This window comes from Bacillus sp. SH5-2, assembly GCF_008368905.1.
Taxonomy (GTDB): domain Bacteria; phylum Bacillota; class Bacilli; order Bacillales; family Bacillaceae_G; genus Bacillus_A; species Bacillus_A luti.
On the sequence record NZ_QOSD01000020.1, the window covers coordinates 444,958 to 465,324 of the forward strand.

The following is a 20,367-nucleotide window of genomic DNA, read 5'->3' on the forward strand; positions in this document are numbered from 1 at the left end:
TAAGAAATGAGAAGCGGAGGAGTTAGTAGTGCGTGTATTAGTAAGTGGTGGGGGTACTGGAGGTCATATTTATCCGGCTCTTGCTTTAATTAGAGAAATAAAAAAGTTAAATCCAGAAGCAAGGTTTTTATATATTGGTACAGAAAATGGATTGGAGAGTACAATTGTTCCAAAAGCAGGTATACCGTTTCAATCTATTGTTATAAGTGGATTTAAACGAAAAATATCGTTAGATAATGTGAAAACAGTGATGCGTTTCCTAAAGGGTGTACAAGATAGCAAACGATATATCCGTCGTTTTAATCCGGACATTGTGATTGGAACTGGTGGATATGTATGTGGTCCAGTTGTGTATGCCGCAGCAAAATTAGGTATTCCAACTATTGTACATGAACAGAATAGTGTACCAGGTGTAACGAACAAATTTTTAAGTCGTTATGTTGATAAAGTTGCTGTTTGTTTTGAAGCAGCGACAGAACATTTTCCACAGTCAAAAGTGGTTATGACAGGTAATCCACGAGCATCAGAAGTAATGGATCAAAATGGAATGAAAGGAAAGCGTTCAGTAGGTTTATCTCTTCCTAAAAAATCCGTGCTTATTTTCGGAGGGAGTCGTGGGGCTAGACCGATTAACGATGCCTTTGTAGAGGCGATAGAACAATTTGGGAATAAAAGTTACGAAATTTTGTATGTAACAGGTGAAGTACATTATGACAAAGTGATGGAAGCAGTGAAGCAAAAGGGGAATCCGAATAATGTTATCATTAAACCGTTCATTCATAACATGCCAGAAGTACTTACAGGTGTAGATCTTGTTGTTTCAAGAGCCGGGGCAACAACACTTGCAGAATTAACGGCGTTAGGTAAGCCAAGTGTGTTAATTCCGAGTCCGTACGTAACAAATAACCATCAGGAAAAAAATGCACGTTCAGTTGTTGATAAAGGAGCAGCAAAAATGCTACTTGAAAAAGATTTAACGTCTGAAACGCTAATTCGTGATATTGATGAGATTTTATTAGATGCACAAACATTACAAAATATGAAGCTAGCTGCTAAACAATTAGGTATTCCGGATGCGGCGAATAAGCTGTATGAAGTAATGAATAAGCTTGTGAAAAAATAACGTTAGGTGAACGCCCTGCATACTACTGTAATAAGGAGACTTAATATGGGGGAGATCGTTTATGGAACAATTAGTAAATGAGCTTATAAAAGCAAATGTTGGTCGAGTATTAGTTAACGAACCGTTAGCGCGTTACACTACTATGAAAATAGGTGGACCAGCTGATATTTTAATTGTGCCAAAGCATGTTACCAGTATTGAGAAAACGTTGCAGTTAGTAAAGCAATATAAAACAAAGTGGACTGTAATTGGTCGCGGTTCAAACCTTCTCGTATCTGATAAAGGGATAGAAGGTGTCGTTATTCGTTTAGGAGAAGGATTAGACCACTTAGAGGTCGAAAACCATAGAGTAAGAGTTGGTGGTGGATATCCCCTTATTAAATTGTCAACTTTACTTAGTCGCCAAGGGTTAGCTGGACTGGAATTTGCAAGTGGTATTCCAGGGAGTGTTGGTGGTGCAGTGTATATGAATGCAGGCGCACATAAATCAGATATATCAAATGTATTATCAAAGGCTCTTATTCTGTTTGAAAACGGAACAATTGAGTGGTTGAGGAATAGAGAAATGGAATTTTCTTATCGTACATCTGTATTACAAACGAAACGTCCTGGTATTGTTTTGGAAGCAGAGTTTCAATTACAGGTAGGAGAGCGTGAGGAAATTGTAAGAAGCATGCAAAAGAATAAAGATTATCGCCGCGAAACACAGCCGTGGAATCATCCTTGTGCAGGAAGTGTATTTCGGAATCCCCTCCCAGACTTTGCAGGAAATTTAGTAGAAAAAGCGGGGCTTCGTGGTTATCGAATAGGTGGAGCTCAAATTTCTGAAATGCACGGGAATTTTATTGTTAATACTGGGGGGGCTTCAGCGCAAGATGTATTATCCTTAATCGCATTGATAAAACAGACGATTAAGGAAAAATTCGGTATAGATATGCATACAGAAGTAGAAATCATTGGAAGATAACGGTTATTCGTTCCGCTCATTATCATTTATGTTATAATAAGAAGATAAGAACGGCATGAGGAACATGCCGTTCTTTATGTTACATAGGGGGATCGTACATGAAAAATAGTAAAGTGATTAAACTACAAGATCGTGTACCAAAGTTGAAAAATCAAAAGAAAAAAAACAAAAACAAAAAAAATGTTAATCATCGATTGATTTTATACATATCAATTTTATTTTTATTAGTACTCTTTTTAATTTATTTTCGGTCTCCGCTTAGTAATATAAAAAAAATAAGTGTACTTGGAAATCATTATATGACAGATGAACAAGTGATGAAGGAATCAGGTGTGACATATGATACAAGTTATTTCCGAGTGACAGCACATAAAGCAGAAGAAAACTTAACGAAACGAAAAGAAATTAAAGCAGTAAATGTAAAAAAACGTTTTCCGAACAAAATTGATGTTCATATTGAAGAGTATGTAACAATTGGTTATATAAACAAAGATGGAAAATTACAACCGTTGTTGGAAAATGGGAAAACACTTGATGTACTCCCGAACGGAAAACTTCCTGTTGCAGCACCAATTTTTGAACCTTTTAAAGAGGAAAAAATGAAAGAGTTAATTGCTGAGCTAGAAAAATTAACACCGACTATTTTAAGGTCCATTTCTGAAATCCGTTATTCACCTACGAATGCGAATGAAGACCATCTTACTTTATATATGAATGAAGGGTATGAAGTGAGCACTACGATTCAAAATTTCGCAAAGCGTATGGAAGCTTATCCTCTTATTTTAAAAACAATTGAACCAGGTAAGAAAGTATTAATTGACTTAGAAGTAGGGGCATATACGAAAGAGTTAGGAGCGGAAGAAAAAAAAGAATAGAACGGTAGTTTTCGCTACGGTATTATAGAAAAACGAAACGAATGTTCTATTGTGTGCATATGAATTTACAAGAATGGTTCATTTGATGAAAAATATGTAAAAATTCGTAGATTCATACTAGGATTGGTACAAGTTTCACTTTTCTATGAGTACATCTTAGTGTAGACTTATACTTGGCGGTAATCTTTACACTTGAAATAGAATTATTTCAAGATAAGCAGTTATTCACAGTTTACTGCGATATTCTTAAATGAATGTTAAATAAAAATAAGAAAAATATAGGGTTAAAAAAGGGAAACGTATAAAGACGTTGAATATTTTTCTTATAAATAGTAAAGTTGCGATTGTTGTTCCATATATTGAGTTGTATGGTATAAATAAAGAAGGAGGTGCCAAAGAATGAACAGCAATGAAATATATGTTAGTCTTGACATCGGTACATCCAATGTTAAAGTCATCATTGGTGAAATGGTTAATGACAGCTTAAACATTATTGGTGTTGGAAATGTAAAATCAAATGGTTTAAAGAAGGGATCGATAGTTGATATAGACGAGACTGTTCGATCAATTAAAAAAGCAATTGAACAAGCTGAGCGCATGGTGGGAATCCACATTGAGCAAGTTGTAGTAGGTGTCAATGCAAACCAGGTACAACTACTTCCTTGTCACGGAGTAGTCGCTGTTTCAAATGAAGATCGTGAAATCGGGAATGAAGATGTCTTACGCGTTCTAGATGCAGCACAAGTTGTGTCAATTGCTCCTGAACGTGAGTTTATTGATGTGGTACCTCGACAGTTCATCGTAGACGGTCTTGACGAGATTAACGATCCACGCGGGATGATCGGTGTAAGATTAGAAATGGAAGGTACACTTATTACAGGCTCGAGAACTTTACTACATAACCTACTTCGTTGTGTAGAAAAAGCAGGTCTTGAAATTGTTGATATTTGTCTTCAACCATTAGCGGCTGCGACAGTTGCTATATCTTCAGATGAAAAAAATAGAGGTGTAGCCCTTGTTGATATTGGGGGAGGTTCTACAACGTTATCTATTTTTAAAGATGGAGAGTTACAAGCGACGAGCGTATTGCCATTAGGTGGAGACCATATAACGAAGGATATTGCAATTGGATTGAAAACTTCAACAGAAAATGCAGATCAAATTAAGTTGAAATATGGACATGCTTTCTATGATACAGCATCTGAAGAAGAAATGTTTACGGTTCCTATCATGGGAAGTGATCAAACAGAACAGTATTCACAATTGGAATTATCTGATATTATCGAGGCTCGTGTAGAGGAAATTTTAATGTTTGTTCAAGAAGAAGTACGTAAGTTAGGAATCAAACAAGTTGCTTCTGGTTATGTACTAACTGGCGGAATTGCTTCTATGCCAGGTGTTCTTGATCTTGCATATGATATTTTACATGAAAATGTTCGTATAGCGACTCCTGATTATATTGGTGTGCGTGAGCCTCAATATACAATTGGAGTTGGATTAATTAAACACTCTTATCAAAAAGCTAAATTACGTGGGAAAAACGTGCAGGAAAAGCAAGAGCATTTTGAACCAGTACCTGCACCAATGCCGGTACAACAGCAACCTGCGAAACAAAAAACTCGTAATCAAAACAATAATAATCAAAATGATGACCGTATGATGTCAAAAGTAAAACGTGTATTCCGTTATTTATGGGATTAAAATTGGACACGAAAAATGAGGTTCTAGGGGGATTTCGACATGTTAGAGTTTGATACTACTCAAGATCAATTAGCGAATATAAAAGTTATCGGTGTCGGCGGTGGCGGAAACAATGCTGTAAACCGTATGATTGAACACGGTGTACAAGGTGTAGACTTTATCGCTGTGAATACTGATGCACAAGCATTAAATCTATCAAAAGCTGAAACAAAAATGCAAATTGGTGGAAAATTAACGCGCGGACTTGGTGCAGGCGCAAACCCTGAAGTAGGGAAAAAAGCTGCAGAAGAAAGTAAAGAGCAAATCCAAGAAGCACTTCGTGGTGCGGATATGGTCTTCGTAACAGCTGGTATGGGCGGCGGAACTGGAACTGGTGCAGCTCCAGTTGTTGCTCAAGTTGCAAAAGAACTAGGCGCATTAACAGTTGGTGTTGTAACACGTCCATTTACATTTGAAGGCCGTAAGCGTGCAACACAAGCAGCATCTGGTATTGCAGCATTTAAAGAAAATGTAGATACGTTAATTGTAATTCCAAACGATCGTTTATTAGAGATTGTTGATAAAAATACGCCGATGTTAGAAGCGTTCCGTGAAGCGGATAACGTATTACGTCAAGGTGTTCAAGGTATTTCTGATTTAATTGCAACACCAGGTTTAATTAACTTGGACTTTGCAGATGTAAAGACAATCATGTCTAATCGAGGTTCTGCTTTAATGGGTATCGGTTCTGGTAATGGGGAAAATCGTGCTGCTGAAGCTGCGAAAAAAGCGATTTCTAGTCCATTATTAGAAACATCTATTGATGGAGCTCAAGGTGTTATTATGAACATTACGGGTGGAGCTAACTTAAGCTTATATGAAGTACAAGAAGCGGCAGATATTGTAGCTTCAGCTTCAGATCCAGAAGTAAATATGATCTTCGGTTCTGTTATTAATGAAGGATTAAAAGATGATATCGTTGTAACTGTAATTGCAACTGGTTTTGATGACAGCATTGCAACTCAACCACCAAAACCAATTATCCGTCCGACTGCGAATCATACGCAACAGCAACAACCAGTAGCTCAACCTTCAAAACAACGTGAAGTAAAACGTGAAATGAAGCGTGAAGAGCCGGTTGTACATGAGCGCCATTCAGACTCAGATGACATCGATATTCCAGCATTTTTACGTAACCGTCGTAGACGATAAAAGAAAAGGAGCTTTCATGCTCCTTTTTTGTTTTTTAAATGGAAAAGATCTGCTAAGCAGGTCTTTTTTTATTTCGTATATTTTAATTTACTTTGCATTAATTACCTGTGAAACTCGTTTTTTACATATCACTAATTACAGTTTCGCTATATAACCGTAGTAAATTTTAAGCCTGGTTATATAGTTCAGTTAATCTGTTTATAAAAAATAAAAGTATATCACGCTATGAAACTATACTTTTATTTTTTACCGACAGATTATGTCTAGAAATCACAAAATAACAAAAAAACACCTCCGCAAATTGACACACTTTCCTATTGGATATGCATTATACTAGTCTCAACTTAAAAAAAGAGGTGAATTGTTTGGTTGTTTACGCCGACATTGTTTGGTTGTTAAACGCCTGCATTGATTTTCTTTTACTTTTATTAACAGCTACCGTGTTAAAAAAGAAGATCAAGAGATGGAGGCTTGTGTTAGGGGCATTTATAGGTTCAACCATTGTTATTTTTGCCTTTACTCCTTTTGCTTCTATGATGACACATCCTATTATGAAACTACTGTACTCGTTACTTATTGTGTATACAGCATTTGGGTTTACAACGTTTAGAAATTATGCACAAACTGTTTTTACCTTTTACTTTGTCACCTTTATGGTTGGTGGAGGATTAATTGGAACGCATTTCTTTTTGCAAACGAATGACATGGTAAATGGATTGGTTCAATCTCAATCCATTTCTTACGGCGATCCAATTAGTTGGTTGTTTGTTATTTTTGGCTTTCCAGTAATTTATTATTTTTCTAAAAAGCGTATTGAAAGCGTAGAGGTTACGAAAATACACTACGATCAAATCGTAAGAGTGAAAATTCAATTAGCTGAAGAAGAATTAGAACTAGCAGGTTTAATTGACAGCGGGAATCAACTGTACGACCCATTAACAAAAACACCCGTTATGATTATGCATATTTCATCATTAGAACATTGTTTACCAGCTTGGTTAACAGAACAAATTTATTCCAAAACAGAAATTCCTCAAATACCAGAAAATGATTCTGGATGGGCGACAAAATTACGCCTAATTCCTTTTCGCGCAGTTGGGGTAGAGAGTCAATTTTTATGGGCAATTAAGCCAGATAGTGTGCAAGTCGATCATGAAGACAGCTCTATTGTTGTAAACAAAGTATTAATTGGATTAAATACACAACAATTGTCTACTAATGGAGAGTATCAATGCATTGTACATCCAAAAATGTTGATTTCGCAAAAGATGGTAATTGCTTAATTATGAGAGGCGGGATAATATGATGAAATTAAAATTTTATTTAGTATACCTTTGGTATAAAGTATTGCTGAAATTAGGAATTAAGACCGATGAAATTTATTACATCGGGGGAAGTGAAGCGTTGCCGCCACCGTTAACGAAAGAGGAAGAGGAAGTTCTTTTGAATAAATTGCCAAAGGGAGATCAGGCAGCAAGATCATTACTTATAGAACGCAATTTACGGCTAGTTGTATATATAGCAAGAAAGTTTGAAAATACAGGGATAAATATTGAAGATTTGATTAGTATAGGAACAATCGGCCTTATTAAAGCGGTAAATACATTTAATCCAGAAAAGAAAATAAAATTAGCAACATATGCATCGCGTTGTATAGAAAATGAAATTTTAATGCATTTGCGCCGGAATAATAAAAATCGTTCAGAAGTTTCTTTTGATGAGCCACTTAACATTGATTGGGATGGGAATGAACTGTTGTTATCGGATGTATTAGGTACAGATGATGATATTATTACAAAAGATTTAGAGGCTACTGTAGATCGTCACCTTCTAATGAAAGCATTGCACCAATTAAATGATCGGGAAAAACAAATTATGGAGCTCCGGTTTGGGCTTGCTGGAGAAGAGGAAAAGACACAAAAAGATGTGGCAGATATGCTTGGGATTTCACAGTCATACATTTCGCGTTTAGAAAAAAGAATCATAAAAAGATTGCGAAAAGAATTTAATAAAATGGTGTAGAGAATAAGACCAGCCTTTATCTAGGCTGGTCTTATTTTGTTTAGTTGTACGAGAAAACGGAACTAAAATGAAAAGTGAAGAAAAAACCACATGCATAAAATCCCCTTCAAAGGAAATACTTTACACTGTACAGCAACTCCCGATAGGAGGGAACACTTTGACGAGAAACAAAGTAGAAATTTGCGGTGTTGATACAGCTAAACTTCCAGTACTAAAAAATGAAGAGATGCGTAAATTATTTCGTGAAATGCAAAGTGGAGAGATAAGCGCAAGAGAGAAATTAGTGAATGGAAACTTACGTCTTGTACTGAGCGTCATCCAAAGATTTAATAACAGAGGAGAGTATGTTGACGATTTATTTCAAGTTGGTTGCATCGGACTTATGAAATCGATTGATAACTTTGATTTAGGCCAAAATGTAAAATTTTCAACGTATGCTGTGCCGATGATTATTGGGGAAATACGCAGATATTTGCGTGATAACAATCCGATTCGCGTATCTCGCTCGTTACGAGATATTGCGTATAAAGCGTTGCAAGTAAGGGAAAAATTGATTGCAGAAAATTCAAAAGAACCAACAGCGATGGATATTGCAAAAGTTCTTGAAGTGACTCATGAAGAAATTGTTTTTGCTTTAGATGCGATTCAAGATCCGGTTTCATTATTTGAGCCGATTTATAACGATGGGGGAGATCCTATCTTTGTTATGGATCAGTTAAGTGATGAAAAACAAAAGGACGAGCAGTGGGTTGAAGAATTAGCGTTAAAAGAAGGAATGAAGCGTTTAAATGATCGAGAGAAAATGATTATTCGAAAGCGTTTCTTTCAAGGGAAGACACAAATGGAAGTTGCAGAAGAAATTGGGATTTCTCAAGCTCAAGTATCACGTTTAGAGAAATCAGCTATTAAACAAATGAATAAGACGATTCAAGGATAAGGTCTCACCATTTATGGTGAGACCTTTTTATTTGCGCTCATAGTAGGGAGACAGTGTTCATATAATGAAAAATAATATGGATTTTAGTAGAGGGTGCTTCCTGTTAATTTGAGAAACAGTATTTTAAAATTTGTCATATATAAGGGGGAGGATGGAAGTGATACGAATTTCGGAGTTGCAGATGAAGGATGTTATAAACATTTCAGATGGAAAAAGGTTAGGGAATATTGGAGATATTGAAATTGATATAAATACAGGGAAGGTGCAGTCTATTATTATTACAAAACAGGCACGTATGCTTGGTATTTTTGGAAAGGACGTAGAAATTGTAATTCCTTGGGAGGAAATTATGAAAATTGGGGAAGATGTCATACTTGTTAGAGTAAATCCTGTTAATTCTGTAACAGAATCAATACAAACACCGACAATTTCATAAAGAATATTACAAATTCCTCTTTTTTTTCTGTTGGCATTATGAAAAAATAAAAGTATGGTAAAATAGACAGGAAGTACCATGCTTTTTTATGTTATTTTAATTAAAAGGAGCCGCTTTGTTATGAGAGAACCATTTAAATATGTGGACGGTATACTGTATTTACAAGCGTGGAAAGAACTTGGAAACATTACTGCTGGATTTACGACAAAAGATGGTGGGATAAGTACGGGCTCCTTTCATGCGATGAATTTAGGATTACATGTGAATGATATTGCGGAGAACGTTCATGAAAACAGACGCATTTTAGCAAATAAGTTACAAAAACCATTGGAAAACTGGATTTGCTCTGAACAAGTTCATGATCACCATGTTGAAAAAGTAGGACAACAAGAAAAAGGAAGTGGCGTCTATTCATATGAGGATGGCATTTCAAAAACAGATGGCATTTATACGACTAGTAACGATGTTCTTTTAACGTCTTGTTACGCGGATTGTGTTCCGCTCTATTTTTATGCACCATCACATGGTATGATAGGACTTGCGCATGCTGGGTGGAAAGGGACCGTAAAAGAGATTGCAAATGAAATGATTCAAAAATGGAATGCAGAAGGGATTTCAAGTGATGAAATTCATGTTGCGATTGGACCGGCAATAGGATCTTGTTGTTATGTTGTTGATGATAGAGTATTAACCGCAGCACAACAAGTAGTAAATGGGTCTGTCCCGTATAAAAAAATTTCTGATGGACAGTACGCAATTAATTTAAAAGAAATTAATCGTATATTATGTGTACAAGCAGGTATAAAAGAAGAGCATATTGTAATGTCATCTCTTTGTACAAGCTGTGAAGAACAACTATTTTTCTCTCATCGTCGTGATCAAGGAAAGACAGGGAGAATGTTGAGTTTCATAGGTTTTAAGGAGGAAGGAAGCAAATGACAGTGCAAGAAAATTTAGTAATTGTAAACGAAGCTATTAAAGAAACTTGCGCACGAGCTGGACGTTCGTTGCAAGATATTAAACTCGTTGCAGTTACAAAAACTGTAGGGATTGAAAAAACAAACGAAGTAATTGAAGCTGGAATTATTGATTTAGGTGAAAATAGAAATGAAGGTTTCATACAGAAATATGAGCATTTCGGCTCAAAAGTTAATTGGCATTTTATTGGCTCATTACAAACGAGAAAAGTAAAAGAAATCATTAATGAAATTGATTATTTACATTCATTAGATCGTCTTTCTTTGGCGAAAGAAATTCAAAAACGTGCCGATAAGAAAGTGAAATGCTTTATTCAAGTGAAAACCTCACCTGAAGAATCGAAGCAAGGGTTGGCAATAGAAGAGACGATTTCTTTTATTCAAAGTTTGCAAGAACTGGATAAGATTGAAGTGGTCGGACTAATGACGATGGCACCATTTACAGAAGAAGAGGAAGAGGTTCGCCGTTGCTTTAAAAAGTTACGTGTACTACAAACAGAGGTACAGGGGCTAGGATTGTCATATGCACCATGTAAAGAACTATCAATGGGAATGTCCAATGATTACACGATTGCAATTGAAGAAGGTGCTACATATATTCGTTTGGGAACGATTTTAGTAGGAAAAGCGTAAAAGGAAGGAGAATCTTATTATGAGTTGGTCAAAAGTAAAATACTTCTTTTTTGATACACCAGAAGAAAAAGAAGCAGCTCAATATAGCTATGACAAGGAGCAAACAGACATGAAGAAGCAACAAGATCCGCCAGAACAACAAGATGTTACGTTTCCAAAAGCGCAACCGAAACAAAATGTTGTGAGCATTGAAACGGCAAAGCAATCTTCAAAAGTTGTTTTATTAGAACCACGCACATATTCGGAAGCGCAAGGGATTGCGGACCATTTAAAAGGTAGACGAGCTGTTGTAATTAATTTACAAAGAATGTCTACTGATCAAGCGGTACGTATCGTTGACTTTTTAAGTGGTACTGTATACGCTATAGGCGGGGACATTCAAAAAATAGGACCGAAAACATTTATGTGTACACCTGAAAATGTAGATATTGTTGGTGCAATTTCAGAGTTATTCGGTGAAGAAGAAGAAACAAATATAAAGAGGTGGTAATACGCCATGACAACAGTTTTAATGGTGTTAAGTTATGCTTTCGAGATTTATTCGTGGGCACTTATTATTTATATTCTCCTATCATGGTTTCCTGGTGCAAAGGAATCATCTTTTGGAGATTTCCTGTCACGTATTTGTGAACCGTATTTAGAACCATTCCGCAGATTTATCCCGCCGCTTGGTATGATTGATATTTCTCCACTCGTTGCGATTTTTGCGTTAAAACTTGCTAAAAGTGGTTTGTTCAGTTTGTTTGGCTATTTCTTATAAATAAGAGGTTACATACATGAGCATTTACGAACATTTTAGACCTGATGAAGAGGTCTTTGTGGATAAAGTGTTAGAGTGGAAGCGAACGGCGGAGTACCATCAGGTGAAGTTAACAGATTTCCTTGATCCAAGACAGCAACAAATTGTTTCTATGGTAATTGGACAAGGAGATGTTGCTGTACAATTCCATGGTGCAACGCCTCACGCGGAGCGTAAAAGAGCACTAATTTATCCAGACTATCTAGAAGTAAATGAAGAAGAATTTCAAGTAGAAGTATTAGAAATTGACTATCCTTCCAAGTTTTATACGCTAGAGCATCGGCAAATATTAGGTACATTTATGTCTCTTGGTTTAACGAGAGAGAAATGTGGTGATATTTTGCTTCAAGAAAATCGTGCCCAAATTGTAGTTGCGAAAGAAATCGTATCGTACATTGAGATGAACTTACAATCAATAGGGAAAGTAAAAGTCTCCTTATCATCAATACAAGGAGAACAAATTCTGCAGATGCATGAAACGTGGGGAGAGAAATCTGGAACGGTTTCGTCACTTCGTTTAGATGTTATGCTAGCTGAAATGTTACATGTATCCAGACAGAAAGTACAACCTTTAATAAAAAATGGTTTAGTGAAAGTCAATTGGAAAACAGTGGAGCAAACTTCTTATGAATGTTATCCAGGAGATGTTTTTTCTGTAAGAGGATACGGGCGAAGTAAATTATTTTCTGTAGAAGGTAAAACAAAACGCGACAAATGGAGAATTTTGTATGGTATACTAAAATGATTGGTTTTTTAGAAGGAAATCCTCCTATTTTGTCGAAGAAAAGATATAATTGAAAGAGGAAATTTAGATAACTACTTGGAGGTGGCGTTGTGCCGTTAACACCATTAGACATTCATAACAAAGAATTTGGTCGCGGATTCCGTGGCTATGATGAAGATCAAGTAAACGAGTTTCTTGATCAAATTATCAAAGATTATGAATTAGTCATTCGTGAGAAAAAAGCTTTAGAAGAAAAGGTTGCGCAATTAGAAGGAAAGTTAGATCATTTCTCTAATATTGAAGATACGTTAAACAAATCGATTGTTGTCGCACAAGAAGCAGCAGAAGAAGTAAAACGTAATGCGCAAAAAGAAGCGAAATTAATTGTACGTGAAGCTGAAAAAAATGCAGATCGTATCATTAACGAAGCTTTAGTAAAATCAAGAAAAGTTGCCTTTGATATTGAAGAGCTGAAGAAACAAGCAAAAGTATTCCGAACTCGTTTCCGTATGCTGTTAGAAACACAGCTTGAAATGTTAAACAACGATGATTGGGATAAGTTAATTGAGTTAGAAGACGAAGTGGACGAGCTGTTGAAAAAAGAAGAAACAGTGTAAGCTTGACGTTTTTCTCATTATTACATATAATTTTAAACAACATATTTATTAAGAAAAACGAAGATAGGGATAAGTACCTTTTCACACCTTATATAGCGAACTGAGGATGGTGTAAGCTCAGGATAAGGAGATAATGGGAATATCACCCTGGAGTTCCGCGCTGAACAAATAGAGTAAGCGTAGGCGTATATTCGCGTTAAGAATATAAAGAGGATCTTATACATACGTATATGGTCTACTAGGGTGGTACCGCGGGAGACTTTCTCGTCCCTTTTGGGGATGAGAAGGTCTCTTTTTTATTCCGTTTTTTAAGTATTTCTTTTATACATGTAAGGAGGAATTGAGCATGGAGTACAAAAATACATTACTGATGCCAAAAACAGAGTTCCCAATGCGTGGGAATTTACCAAAACGTGAGCCTGCAATGCAAGAAAAATGGGCTGAAATGAACATTTATGAAAAAGTGCAAGAGCATACAAAAGGTCGTCCTTTATTCGTATTGCATGATGGACCTCCATATGCGAATGGTGACATTCATATGGGACATGCATTAAATAAAGTGTTGAAAGACTTTATTGTTCGCTATAAATCAATGACTGGTTTTAGTGCACCATATGTACCAGGTTGGGATACGCATGGTTTACCAATTGAGCAAGCTTTAACAAATAAAGGTGTAAAACGTAAAGAAATGACGGTTGCTGAGTTCCGTAAGCTATGTGCAGAGTATGCATATGAGCAAGTAGAGCGTCAACGTGAACAATTTAAGCGTCTAGGTGTACGTGCAGATTGGGATAATCCATATATTACTTTAGAGCCAGCTTATGAAGCACAACAAATTAAAGTGTTTGGTGATATGGCGAAAAAAGGTTATATCTATAAAGGACAAAAGCCAGTTTACTGGTCTCCAACGAGTGAATCAGCTTTAGCAGAAGCTGAAATTGAATATCAAGATAAAAAATCAGCATCTATTTACGTAGCATTCCCTGTTAAAGATGGAAAGAACGTATTAGAAGGTGATGAGAAATTCATTATCTGGACAACAACACCTTGGACGTTACCTGCAAACTTAGGTATTTCTGTTCACCCAGAACTTGAATACAGCATCGTGAAAGTAAATGACGAAAAATATATTATTGCTTCTGAACTATTTGAAACAGTTGCAAAAACGTTAGAGTGGGAAAATGCTGAAGTTGTGAAAGCAGTAAAAGGTAGCGAACTTGAGTATACAGTTGCAAAACATCCATTCTACGATCGTGATTCATTAGTTATGCTAGGAGATCATGTAACAACAGATGCAGGTACAGGTTGTGTTCATACAGCACCAGGACACGGGGAAGATGACTTCGTTGTTGGTAAAAAGTATGGATTAGACGTACTTTGCCCAGTTGATGATAAAGGTGTATTAACAGAGGAAGCACCTGGATTTGAAGGCTTATTCTATGATAAAGCTAACAAGCCAATTACAGAAAAATTAGAAGAAGTAGGTGCGTTACTGAAACTAACATTCATTACGCATTCATACCCACATGATTGGAGAACGAAAAAACCAATTATTTTCCGTGCGACAGCACAGTGGTTTGCATCTATTGAAGCATTCCGTAAAGAGTTATTAGAAGCTGTTGCGGAAACAAAATGGGTACCAGCATGGGGAGAAACTCGTCTTCATAATATGGTTCGTGACCGTGGTGATTGGTGTATTTCTCGTCAGCGTGCATGGGGTGTGCCAATTCCTGTATTCTATGCAGAGAATGGCGATCCAATTATTACGGATGAAACAATTAATCATGTAGCAGATTTATTCCGTGAGCACGGTTCTAACGTATGGTTCGAGCGTGAAGCGAAAGATCTATTACCAGAAGGATTTACACATCCAGGTAGCCCAAATGGTGAATTCCGTAAAGAAACAGACATCATGGATGTATGGTTCGACTCAGGTTCTTCTCACCAAGCGGTATTAGAAGAGCGCGATGACTTACAACGTCCAGCTGATTTATATTTAGAAGGATCTGACCAATATCGTGGTTGGTTTAACTCTTCATTATCAACAGCAGTTGCTGTAACAGGCAAAGCTCCATATAAAGGCGTACTAAGCCATGGTTTCGTATTAGATGGCGAAGGACGTAAAATGAGTAAGTCGATTGGAAATATCGTTGTACCGAAGAAAATTATGGATCAATTAGGTGGAGACATTTTACGCTTATGGGTATCTTCTGTTGACTATCAATCTGACGTACGTATTTCAGATGATATTTTAAAACAAGTAGCAGAAGTGTATCGTAAAATCCGTAACACATTCCGTTTCTTATTAGGAAACTTAGACGATTTTAAGCCAAGTGAAAATACAGTAGCGGTAGCTGAACTTCGTGAAGTAGATCGTTATATGTTAGTGAAATTAAATGACTTAATTACAAAAGTAAAAGAAGCATATGAAACATACGACTTCGCTGCTGTGTATCATGCAATTCACAACTTCTGTACAATTGATTTAAGTTCATTCTACTTAGACTTTGCAAAAGACATTTTATACATTGAAGGTGCAAACCATGCAGATCGTCGTGCAATTCAAACTGTATTATATGATGTTCTTGTTGCATTGACGAAACTTGTAACACCAATCTTACCGCATACGGCTGATGAAGTATGGCCATATGTTCCAGGTGTAACTGAAGAAAGCGTACAATTAACTGATATGCCAGAAGCTGTACAATTAGATGGTGCGGAAGCATTAAAAACAAAATGGGATGCATTTATGACATTACGTGATGATGTATTAAAAGCGTTAGAAGTAGCGCGTAATGAAAAAGTAATCGGTAAGTCATTAAATGCAAGCATTACACTATATCCAACTGCAGAAATGAAAGCTATGTTAGAGTCTATTAGCGAAGACTTAAAACAATTATTCATCGTTTCTGAGTATAAGCTTGGTGGTCTGATGGAAGAAGCTCCAGCAGATGCGCCTAAATATGAGCATACAGCGGTTGTTGTTGCTCAAGCAACTGGTGAAACATGTGAACGTTGTTGGGTAGTTTCAGAAACAATTGGTAAAGATGCTGAACATGAAACATTATGTGAGCGTTGTGCAACAGTTGTTAAAGAAAACTATGTAAAATAATAAGGAATGGCTGCACGTAAAGTGCAGTCATTTTTTGTTAACAGTATATTGAAATAACTTTCACTCTCTTTCCTATGAAGGAAAAATGTGTGTGAGGTAAGCAAATAGATTTCGGACACACTAACTGTACATTACAGCTAGGAGGAATGTACACGTGAATGAAATCTACATGGAAATCAAAGAAGAATTGCAATTGATGAGAAAAGAGTTGCAAGAGAGACTAGCTAAAGAAGTAATGCATAAATACGATACGGAGTTTAGTGGGGAGCTCGGATATGAAATTCAGGAAGAGATAAAGAAAAAATTGCTATTACATGATATGAAAGAGGATTTAAAGGATGTAGAACGTGCATTATTTAAAATGGAAATAGATATGTACGGTATTTGTGAAGAAACGGGGAGAGTAATTTCGGTAAAACAAATGAAAACAATGCCCACTGCCCGTACGATTCATGAATTTTTCTATGAAAAGGTAAATGTATGAATACGCACAACGATATTATATTACCTTTTTTTAATTTATTTTATTCTTCTATAAAGGTTCATTGTGAAAAGGTAGCAGCTATGCTAAAATTTTGAGGTACACTGTCTTTGTGGGGGAAATGAAAATGATATATTATGTAATAGCGTTATTTGTCATTGCCATCGATCAAATATCGAAGTGGCTAATTGTAAAGAACATGGAATTGGGTACAAGCATTCCGATTATCGATAATGTATTATATATAACATCACATCGAAATAGAGGAGCTGCCTGGGGTATTTTAGAAAATAAAATGTGGTTTTTCTACATTATTACAGTCGTTTTCGTAGTGTTTATCGTATTTTATATGAAAAAATATGCGAAGACAGACAAGCTTCTAGGTATTTCATTAGGTCTAATTTTAGGCGGAGCAATTGGCAATTTTATTGATCGTGTATTTAGACAAGAAGTAGTGGATTTCATTCACGTGTATATTTTCTCGTATAACTATCCAGTATTCAATATAGCTGACTCAGCATTATGTATTGGAGTTGTATTAATTATTATTCAAACCGTATTAGAAGGAAAGAAAACAAAGGAGTAATTGAATGAGTGAAGTAGTACAAGTAACAGTTGCAGAAGAACAAAAAAGCGAGCGAATTGATAAATTCGTTGCAGGAATAAATAATGAATGGTCACGTACACAAGTACAGCAATGGATTAAAGATGACGTCGTGACAGTTAATGGAAAAGCAGTAAAAGGGAATTATAAAGTTAAAGAAAATGATGAAATTACAGTGACGATTCCTGAGCCAGAAGAGTTAGATATTCAACCAGAAGATATGAACTTAGAAATTTATTATGAAGATGCCGATGTACTCGTTGTTAATAAGCCACGTGGTATGGTTGTACATCCAGCGCCTGGTCATACAAGTGGTACGCTTGTGAACGGTCTTATGCACCATTGTACAGACTTATCAGGCATTAACGGTGTAATGCGTCCAGGTATCGTGCATCGTATTGATAAGGATACATCAGGCCTATTAATGGTTGCTAAAAATGATATGGCACACGAATCACTTGTAAATCAACTTGTAGCAAAAACAGTAACAAGACGTTACAAAGCGATTGTGCATGGTGTTATTCCGCATGATAAAGGAACTATCGATGCACCAATTGCTCGTGATAAGAAAGAGCGTCAAAGTATGACAGTGGATGAAAATGGTAAGAACGCTGTTACTCACTTCCAAGTGTTAGAGCGCTTCAAAGACTTCACACTTGTAGAATGTCGCTTAGAAACAGGGCGTACACACCAAATTCGTGTTCATATGAAATATATTGGTTATCCACTTGCAGGAGATCCAAAGTATGGACCAAAGAAAACATTAGACATGAATGGACAGGCACTTCATGCTGGTATTTTAGGATTTGATCACCCTCGTACTGGTGAATATATTCAGTTTGAGGCACCGATTCCAGAAGTGTTTGAAGATGCATTAAATATTTTACGAAAATAGTATTGACAAATCATAAGAAAACTGAGATACTGACAACAGTTAAATAATGATCCTTTAACACAGCCCCGTGAGGTTGAGAAGGTAACGGTTTGAAATACATAGGGTATGCTGTACCCTTTTTCAAAAGTCCTCTCGCACACGCTGAGAGGACTTTTTTTATACCATTACTCTCACGCAAGAAAAAAAGCTTGGAGGTGTAGAGCATGCAAGAGAAAGCTGTCGTTTTAGATGACCAAATGATTCGTCGCGCTTTAACACGAATTAGTCATGAAATCGTGGAACGAAATAAAGGTGTCGATAATTGTGTTCTTGTCGGAATTAAAACTCGTGGAATTTTTATTGCACAACGTTTGGCAGAACGAATTGGTCAAATTGAAGGAAAAGAAATGGAAGTTGGAGAGTTAGACATTACGTTATATCGTGATGATTTAACACTACAATCGAAAAATAAAGAACCACTTGTAAAAGGTTCTGATATCCCTGTAGATATTACGAAGAAAAAAGTTATCCTTGTGGATGATGTATTATATACAGGCAGAACAGTTCGAGCAGCAATGGATGCTCTTATGGATTTAGGTAGACCATCACAAATCCAACTGGCGGTTCTTGTTGATAGAGGTCATCGTGAACTACCAATTCGCGCTGATTATGTAGGAAAGAATATTCCAACATCAAGTGAAGAACGTATTGAAGTTGATTTGCAAGAGACAGATCAACAAGATCGAGTAAGTATATATGATAAGTAAGCCCTTTTAAATGTAGTCCTGTGAGGCTGCCAAAGGGTCTTGGCTTTCATATGTCAAATTTGGCATACGAAAGTATAGGACTCTTTGTGCACAGGCACAAAGAGTTTTTTTATTGTAAAGATTTCAACTGAAGGAGGATGTAACAATGGAACAAAAGCCAGTGTTAGACGTTAATGAAGTACCGAAACCGGGAAAATGGTTATTTTTAAGTATACAACATTTGTTCGCGATGTTTGGATCAACAGTGCTTGTTCCGTTTTTAACAGGATTGAATCCATCAGTAGCATTAATATCAAGTGGATTAGGAACGTTAGCGTTTCTTCTTATAACGAAAGGTCAAGTACCTGCCTATCTAGGATCATCATTCGCCTTTATCGCACCGATTATAACAGCGAAAACAGCAGGTGGACCGGGAGCAGCAATGCTTGGTGGTTTACTTGCAGGACTTGTGTATATCTTAATCTCACTCGGAATTAAGAAATCAGGATCAGCGTGGATTATGAAATTACTACCACCAATCGTAGTTGGTCCAGTAGTAATGGTAATCGGTCTAGCTTTAGCACATACAGCCGTTAACATGGCGATGAACGGTGCGGATGGAAAATATAGCTTTACACACTTTTCAGTAGCATTAGTAACATTAGCAATTACAATCATTTGCTCCATATTCGGGAGAGGGTTCTTCAGTATCATACCAGTTTTACTTGGGATCATCGGGGGTTACATCTTTGCTTACTTCCAAGGGCTAGTCGATTTAAAGCCGGTAGCTGAGGCAAAATGGTTTGTCATACCAGATTTCACAGTACCATTTGTAACATACACACCAGAGTTTTCATGGAAGATTGTACTCTTAATGGTACCAGTTGCACTCGTAACAATTTCAGAACATATCGGACATCAAATTGTACTAGGAAATGTTATTAAAAGAGATTTAATTGAAAAACCAGGTTTACATCGTTCAATCTTCGGTGATGGAGTAGCAACATTGATCGCATCACTAATCGGTGGACCACCGAATACAACGTATGGTGAAAACATCGGTGTGCTAGCAATTACGAGAGCGTACAGTGTATACTTATTCATCGGTTCAGCAGTGTTCGCAATCATGTTCGGATTTATCGGTAAGATTTCTGCACTGATTCATTCGATTCCAACACCAGTTATGGGTGGGGTGTCAATCTTACTATTCGGTGTAATCGCATCAAGCGGATTACGCATGATGGTAGATGATAAAACAGATTTAAGTGACAAACGAAATTTAATGATTGCATCAGTAATACTAGTAATCGGTATTGGTGGAGCGGTACTTCACGTAGGAGAATCGTTCCAAGTAGAAGGAATGGCATTAGCAGCAATTGTAGGTGTACTGTTAAATCTACTACTACCGGAAACGAAACAAATAAAACAATCTAAGCAGATTGCTTCATAATAATAACCTTTTAATTCAGTCCTGTGAGACAGAAAAGGGTGGCTTCTTCCTTGCACCCTAGTCTTACATGACTAGGGTATTTTTATACAAAGGTTGTT

At 36.5% G+C, this 20,367-nt stretch carries 21 protein-coding genes and 1 other annotated feature; all 21 genes read left to right on the forward strand.

The genetic code is table 11. The features are described from left to right. The first annotated feature begins 28 nt into the window (after positions 1-28). The gene (murG, locus tag DN410_RS17540) at positions 29-1,123 is read left to right on the forward strand and encodes an undecaprenyldiphospho-muramoylpentapeptide beta-N-acetylglucosaminyltransferase (protein ID WP_149177421.1); all 1,095 of its coding nucleotides are present in this window, start codon (positions 29-31) and stop codon (positions 1,121-1,123) included. A 61-nt stretch (positions 1,124-1,184) separates the two neighbouring features. Beyond that, entirely contained in the window at positions 1,185-2,090 is a 906-nt protein-coding gene (gene murB / locus DN410_RS17545; RefSeq protein ID WP_149177422.1) for a UDP-N-acetylmuramate dehydrogenase, read from the forward strand. Positions 2,091-2,188: 98 nt separating this feature from the next. Further along, positions 2,189-2,965: a cell division protein DivIB gene (divIB, locus tag DN410_RS17550; protein WP_000798220.1), complete on the forward strand. Its 777-nt coding sequence runs from the start codon at positions 2,189-2,191 to the stop codon at positions 2,963-2,965. A gap of 399 nt (positions 2,966-3,364) precedes the next feature. After that, positions 3,365-4,666, forward strand: a complete 1,302-nt coding sequence (gene ftsA, locus DN410_RS17555) for a cell division protein FtsA (RefSeq protein WP_097904423.1) — start codon at positions 3,365-3,367, stop codon at positions 4,664-4,666. A gap of 39 nt (positions 4,667-4,705) precedes the next feature. Continuing rightward, positions 4,706-5,857: a cell division protein FtsZ gene (ftsZ, locus tag DN410_RS17560; RefSeq protein WP_088230172.1), complete on the forward strand. Its 1,152-nt coding sequence runs from the start codon at positions 4,706-4,708 to the stop codon at positions 5,855-5,857. A gap of 365 nt (positions 5,858-6,222) precedes the next feature. Next, the gene (spoIIGA, locus tag DN410_RS17565; RefSeq protein WP_149177423.1) at positions 6,223-7,140 is read left to right on the forward strand and encodes a sigma-E processing peptidase SpoIIGA; all 918 of its coding nucleotides are present in this window, start codon (positions 6,223-6,225) and stop codon (positions 7,138-7,140) included. Positions 7,141-7,159: 19 nt separating this feature from the next. Continuing rightward, positions 7,160-7,879 carry an RNA polymerase sporulation sigma factor SigE gene (gene sigE, locus DN410_RS17570; protein ID WP_000976947.1) on the forward strand — a complete coding sequence of 240 codons (720 nt, stop codon included), beginning with the start codon at positions 7,160-7,162 and terminating at the stop codon, positions 7,877-7,879. 157 nt (positions 7,880-8,036) lie between these two features. Next, a complete protein-coding gene (gene sigG / locus DN410_RS17575) occupies positions 8,037-8,816 on the forward strand; it encodes an RNA polymerase sporulation sigma factor SigG (RefSeq protein ID WP_000197755.1) in 780 nt (259 codons plus the stop codon). Between the two features lie 151 nt (positions 8,817-8,967). Next, a complete protein-coding gene (locus DN410_RS17580; protein WP_149177424.1) occupies positions 8,968-9,252 on the forward strand; it encodes a YlmC/YmxH family sporulation protein in 285 nt (94 codons plus the stop codon). A gap of 120 nt (positions 9,253-9,372) precedes the next feature. Next, complete coding sequence (pgeF, locus tag DN410_RS17585) at positions 9,373-10,191, forward strand: peptidoglycan editing factor PgeF (RefSeq protein WP_149177425.1); 819 nt, start codon at positions 9,373-9,375, stop codon at positions 10,189-10,191. After that, a complete protein-coding gene (locus tag DN410_RS17590; RefSeq protein WP_149177426.1) occupies positions 10,188-10,862 on the forward strand; it encodes a YggS family pyridoxal phosphate-dependent enzyme in 675 nt (224 codons plus the stop codon). The genes pgeF and DN410_RS17590 overlap by 4 nt, the downstream gene beginning before the upstream one ends. Positions 10,863-10,881: 19 nt before the next feature. Then, entirely contained in the window at positions 10,882-11,352 is a 471-nt protein-coding gene (locus DN410_RS17595) for a cell division protein SepF (protein WP_149177427.1), read from the forward strand. Between the two features lie 6 nt (positions 11,353-11,358). After that, positions 11,359-11,622: a YggT family protein gene (locus DN410_RS17600; RefSeq protein WP_000214325.1), complete on the forward strand. Its 264-nt coding sequence runs from the start codon at positions 11,359-11,361 to the stop codon at positions 11,620-11,622. Between the two features lie 16 nt (positions 11,623-11,638). Next, the gene (locus DN410_RS17605) at positions 11,639-12,406 is read left to right on the forward strand and encodes a YlmH family RNA-binding protein (protein ID WP_149177428.1); all 768 of its coding nucleotides are present in this window, start codon (positions 11,639-11,641) and stop codon (positions 12,404-12,406) included. 89 nt (positions 12,407-12,495) lie between these two features. Continuing rightward, a complete protein-coding gene (gene divIVA, locus DN410_RS17610) occupies positions 12,496-13,002 on the forward strand; it encodes a septum site-determining protein DivIVA (RefSeq protein ID WP_001131611.1) in 507 nt (168 codons plus the stop codon). Between the two features lie 51 nt (positions 13,003-13,053). Next, positions 13,054-13,277, forward strand: a binding site (T-box leader). A gap of 71 nt (positions 13,278-13,348) precedes the next feature. After that, a complete protein-coding gene (gene ileS2 / locus DN410_RS17615; RefSeq protein ID WP_149177429.1) occupies positions 13,349-16,114 on the forward strand; it encodes an isoleucine--tRNA ligase in 2,766 nt (921 codons plus the stop codon). A 154-nt stretch (positions 16,115-16,268) separates the two neighbouring features. Continuing rightward, positions 16,269-16,598, forward strand: coding sequence for a TraR/DksA C4-type zinc finger protein (locus DN410_RS17620; RefSeq protein WP_149177430.1), 330 nt, complete (start codon positions 16,269-16,271; stop codon positions 16,596-16,598). 124 nt (positions 16,599-16,722) lie between these two features. Then, the gene (gene lspA, locus DN410_RS17625; RefSeq protein WP_000642182.1) at positions 16,723-17,181 is read left to right on the forward strand and encodes a lipoprotein signal peptidase LspA; all 459 of its coding nucleotides are present in this window, start codon (positions 16,723-16,725) and stop codon (positions 17,179-17,181) included. A 4-nt stretch (positions 17,182-17,185) separates the two neighbouring features. Next, the gene (locus DN410_RS17630; RefSeq protein ID WP_149177431.1) at positions 17,186-18,094 is read left to right on the forward strand and encodes an RluA family pseudouridine synthase; all 909 of its coding nucleotides are present in this window, start codon (positions 17,186-17,188) and stop codon (positions 18,092-18,094) included. A 203-nt stretch (positions 18,095-18,297) separates the two neighbouring features. Next, positions 18,298-18,840: a bifunctional pyrimidine operon transcriptional regulator/uracil phosphoribosyltransferase gene (gene pyrR / locus DN410_RS17635; protein WP_001156491.1), complete on the forward strand. Its 543-nt coding sequence runs from the start codon at positions 18,298-18,300 to the stop codon at positions 18,838-18,840. A gap of 145 nt (positions 18,841-18,985) precedes the next feature. Next, positions 18,986-20,269 carry a uracil permease gene (gene uraA / locus DN410_RS17640; RefSeq protein WP_149177432.1) on the forward strand — a complete coding sequence of 428 codons (1,284 nt, stop codon included), beginning with the start codon at positions 18,986-18,988 and terminating at the stop codon, positions 20,267-20,269. The last annotated feature ends 98 nt before the right edge of the window (positions 20,270-20,367 follow it).

Bases quoted from the DNA above. Each gene is read 5' to 3' on its own strand.
- murB (WP_149177422.1), top strand. From the start codon at position 1,185: ATGGAACAATTAGTAAATGAGCTTATAAAAGCAAATGTTGGTCGAGTA.
- divIB (WP_000798220.1), top strand. From the start codon at position 2,189: ATGAAAAATAGTAAAGTGATTAAACTACAAGATCGTGTACCAAAGTTG.
- ftsA (WP_097904423.1), top strand. From the start codon at position 3,365: ATGAACAGCAATGAAATATATGTTAGTCTTGACATCGGTACATCCAAT.
- ftsZ (WP_088230172.1), top strand. From the start codon at position 4,706: ATGTTAGAGTTTGATACTACTCAAGATCAATTAGCGAATATAAAAGTT.
- sigE (WP_000976947.1), top strand. From the start codon at position 7,160: ATGATGAAATTAAAATTTTATTTAGTATACCTTTGGTATAAAGTATTG.
- DN410_RS17580 (WP_149177424.1), top strand. From the start codon at position 8,968: ATGGAAGTGATACGAATTTCGGAGTTGCAGATGAAGGATGTTATAAAC.
- pgeF (WP_149177425.1), top strand. From the start codon at position 9,373: ATGAGAGAACCATTTAAATATGTGGACGGTATACTGTATTTACAAGCG.
- DN410_RS17590 (WP_149177426.1), top strand. From the start codon at position 10,188: ATGACAGTGCAAGAAAATTTAGTAATTGTAAACGAAGCTATTAAAGAA.
- DN410_RS17595 (WP_149177427.1), top strand. From the start codon at position 10,882: ATGAGTTGGTCAAAAGTAAAATACTTCTTTTTTGATACACCAGAAGAA.
- DN410_RS17600 (WP_000214325.1), top strand. From the start codon at position 11,359: ATGACAACAGTTTTAATGGTGTTAAGTTATGCTTTCGAGATTTATTCG.
- DN410_RS17605 (WP_149177428.1), top strand. From the start codon at position 11,639: ATGAGCATTTACGAACATTTTAGACCTGATGAAGAGGTCTTTGTGGAT.
- ileS2 (WP_149177429.1), top strand. From the start codon at position 13,349: ATGGAGTACAAAAATACATTACTGATGCCAAAAACAGAGTTCCCAATG.
- lspA (WP_000642182.1), top strand. From the start codon at position 16,723: ATGATATATTATGTAATAGCGTTATTTGTCATTGCCATCGATCAAATA.
- DN410_RS17630 (WP_149177431.1), top strand. From the start codon at position 17,186: ATGAGTGAAGTAGTACAAGTAACAGTTGCAGAAGAACAAAAAAGCGAG.
- pyrR (WP_001156491.1), top strand. From the start codon at position 18,298: ATGCAAGAGAAAGCTGTCGTTTTAGATGACCAAATGATTCGTCGCGCT.
- uraA (WP_149177432.1), top strand. From the start codon at position 18,986: ATGGAACAAAAGCCAGTGTTAGACGTTAATGAAGTACCGAAACCGGGA.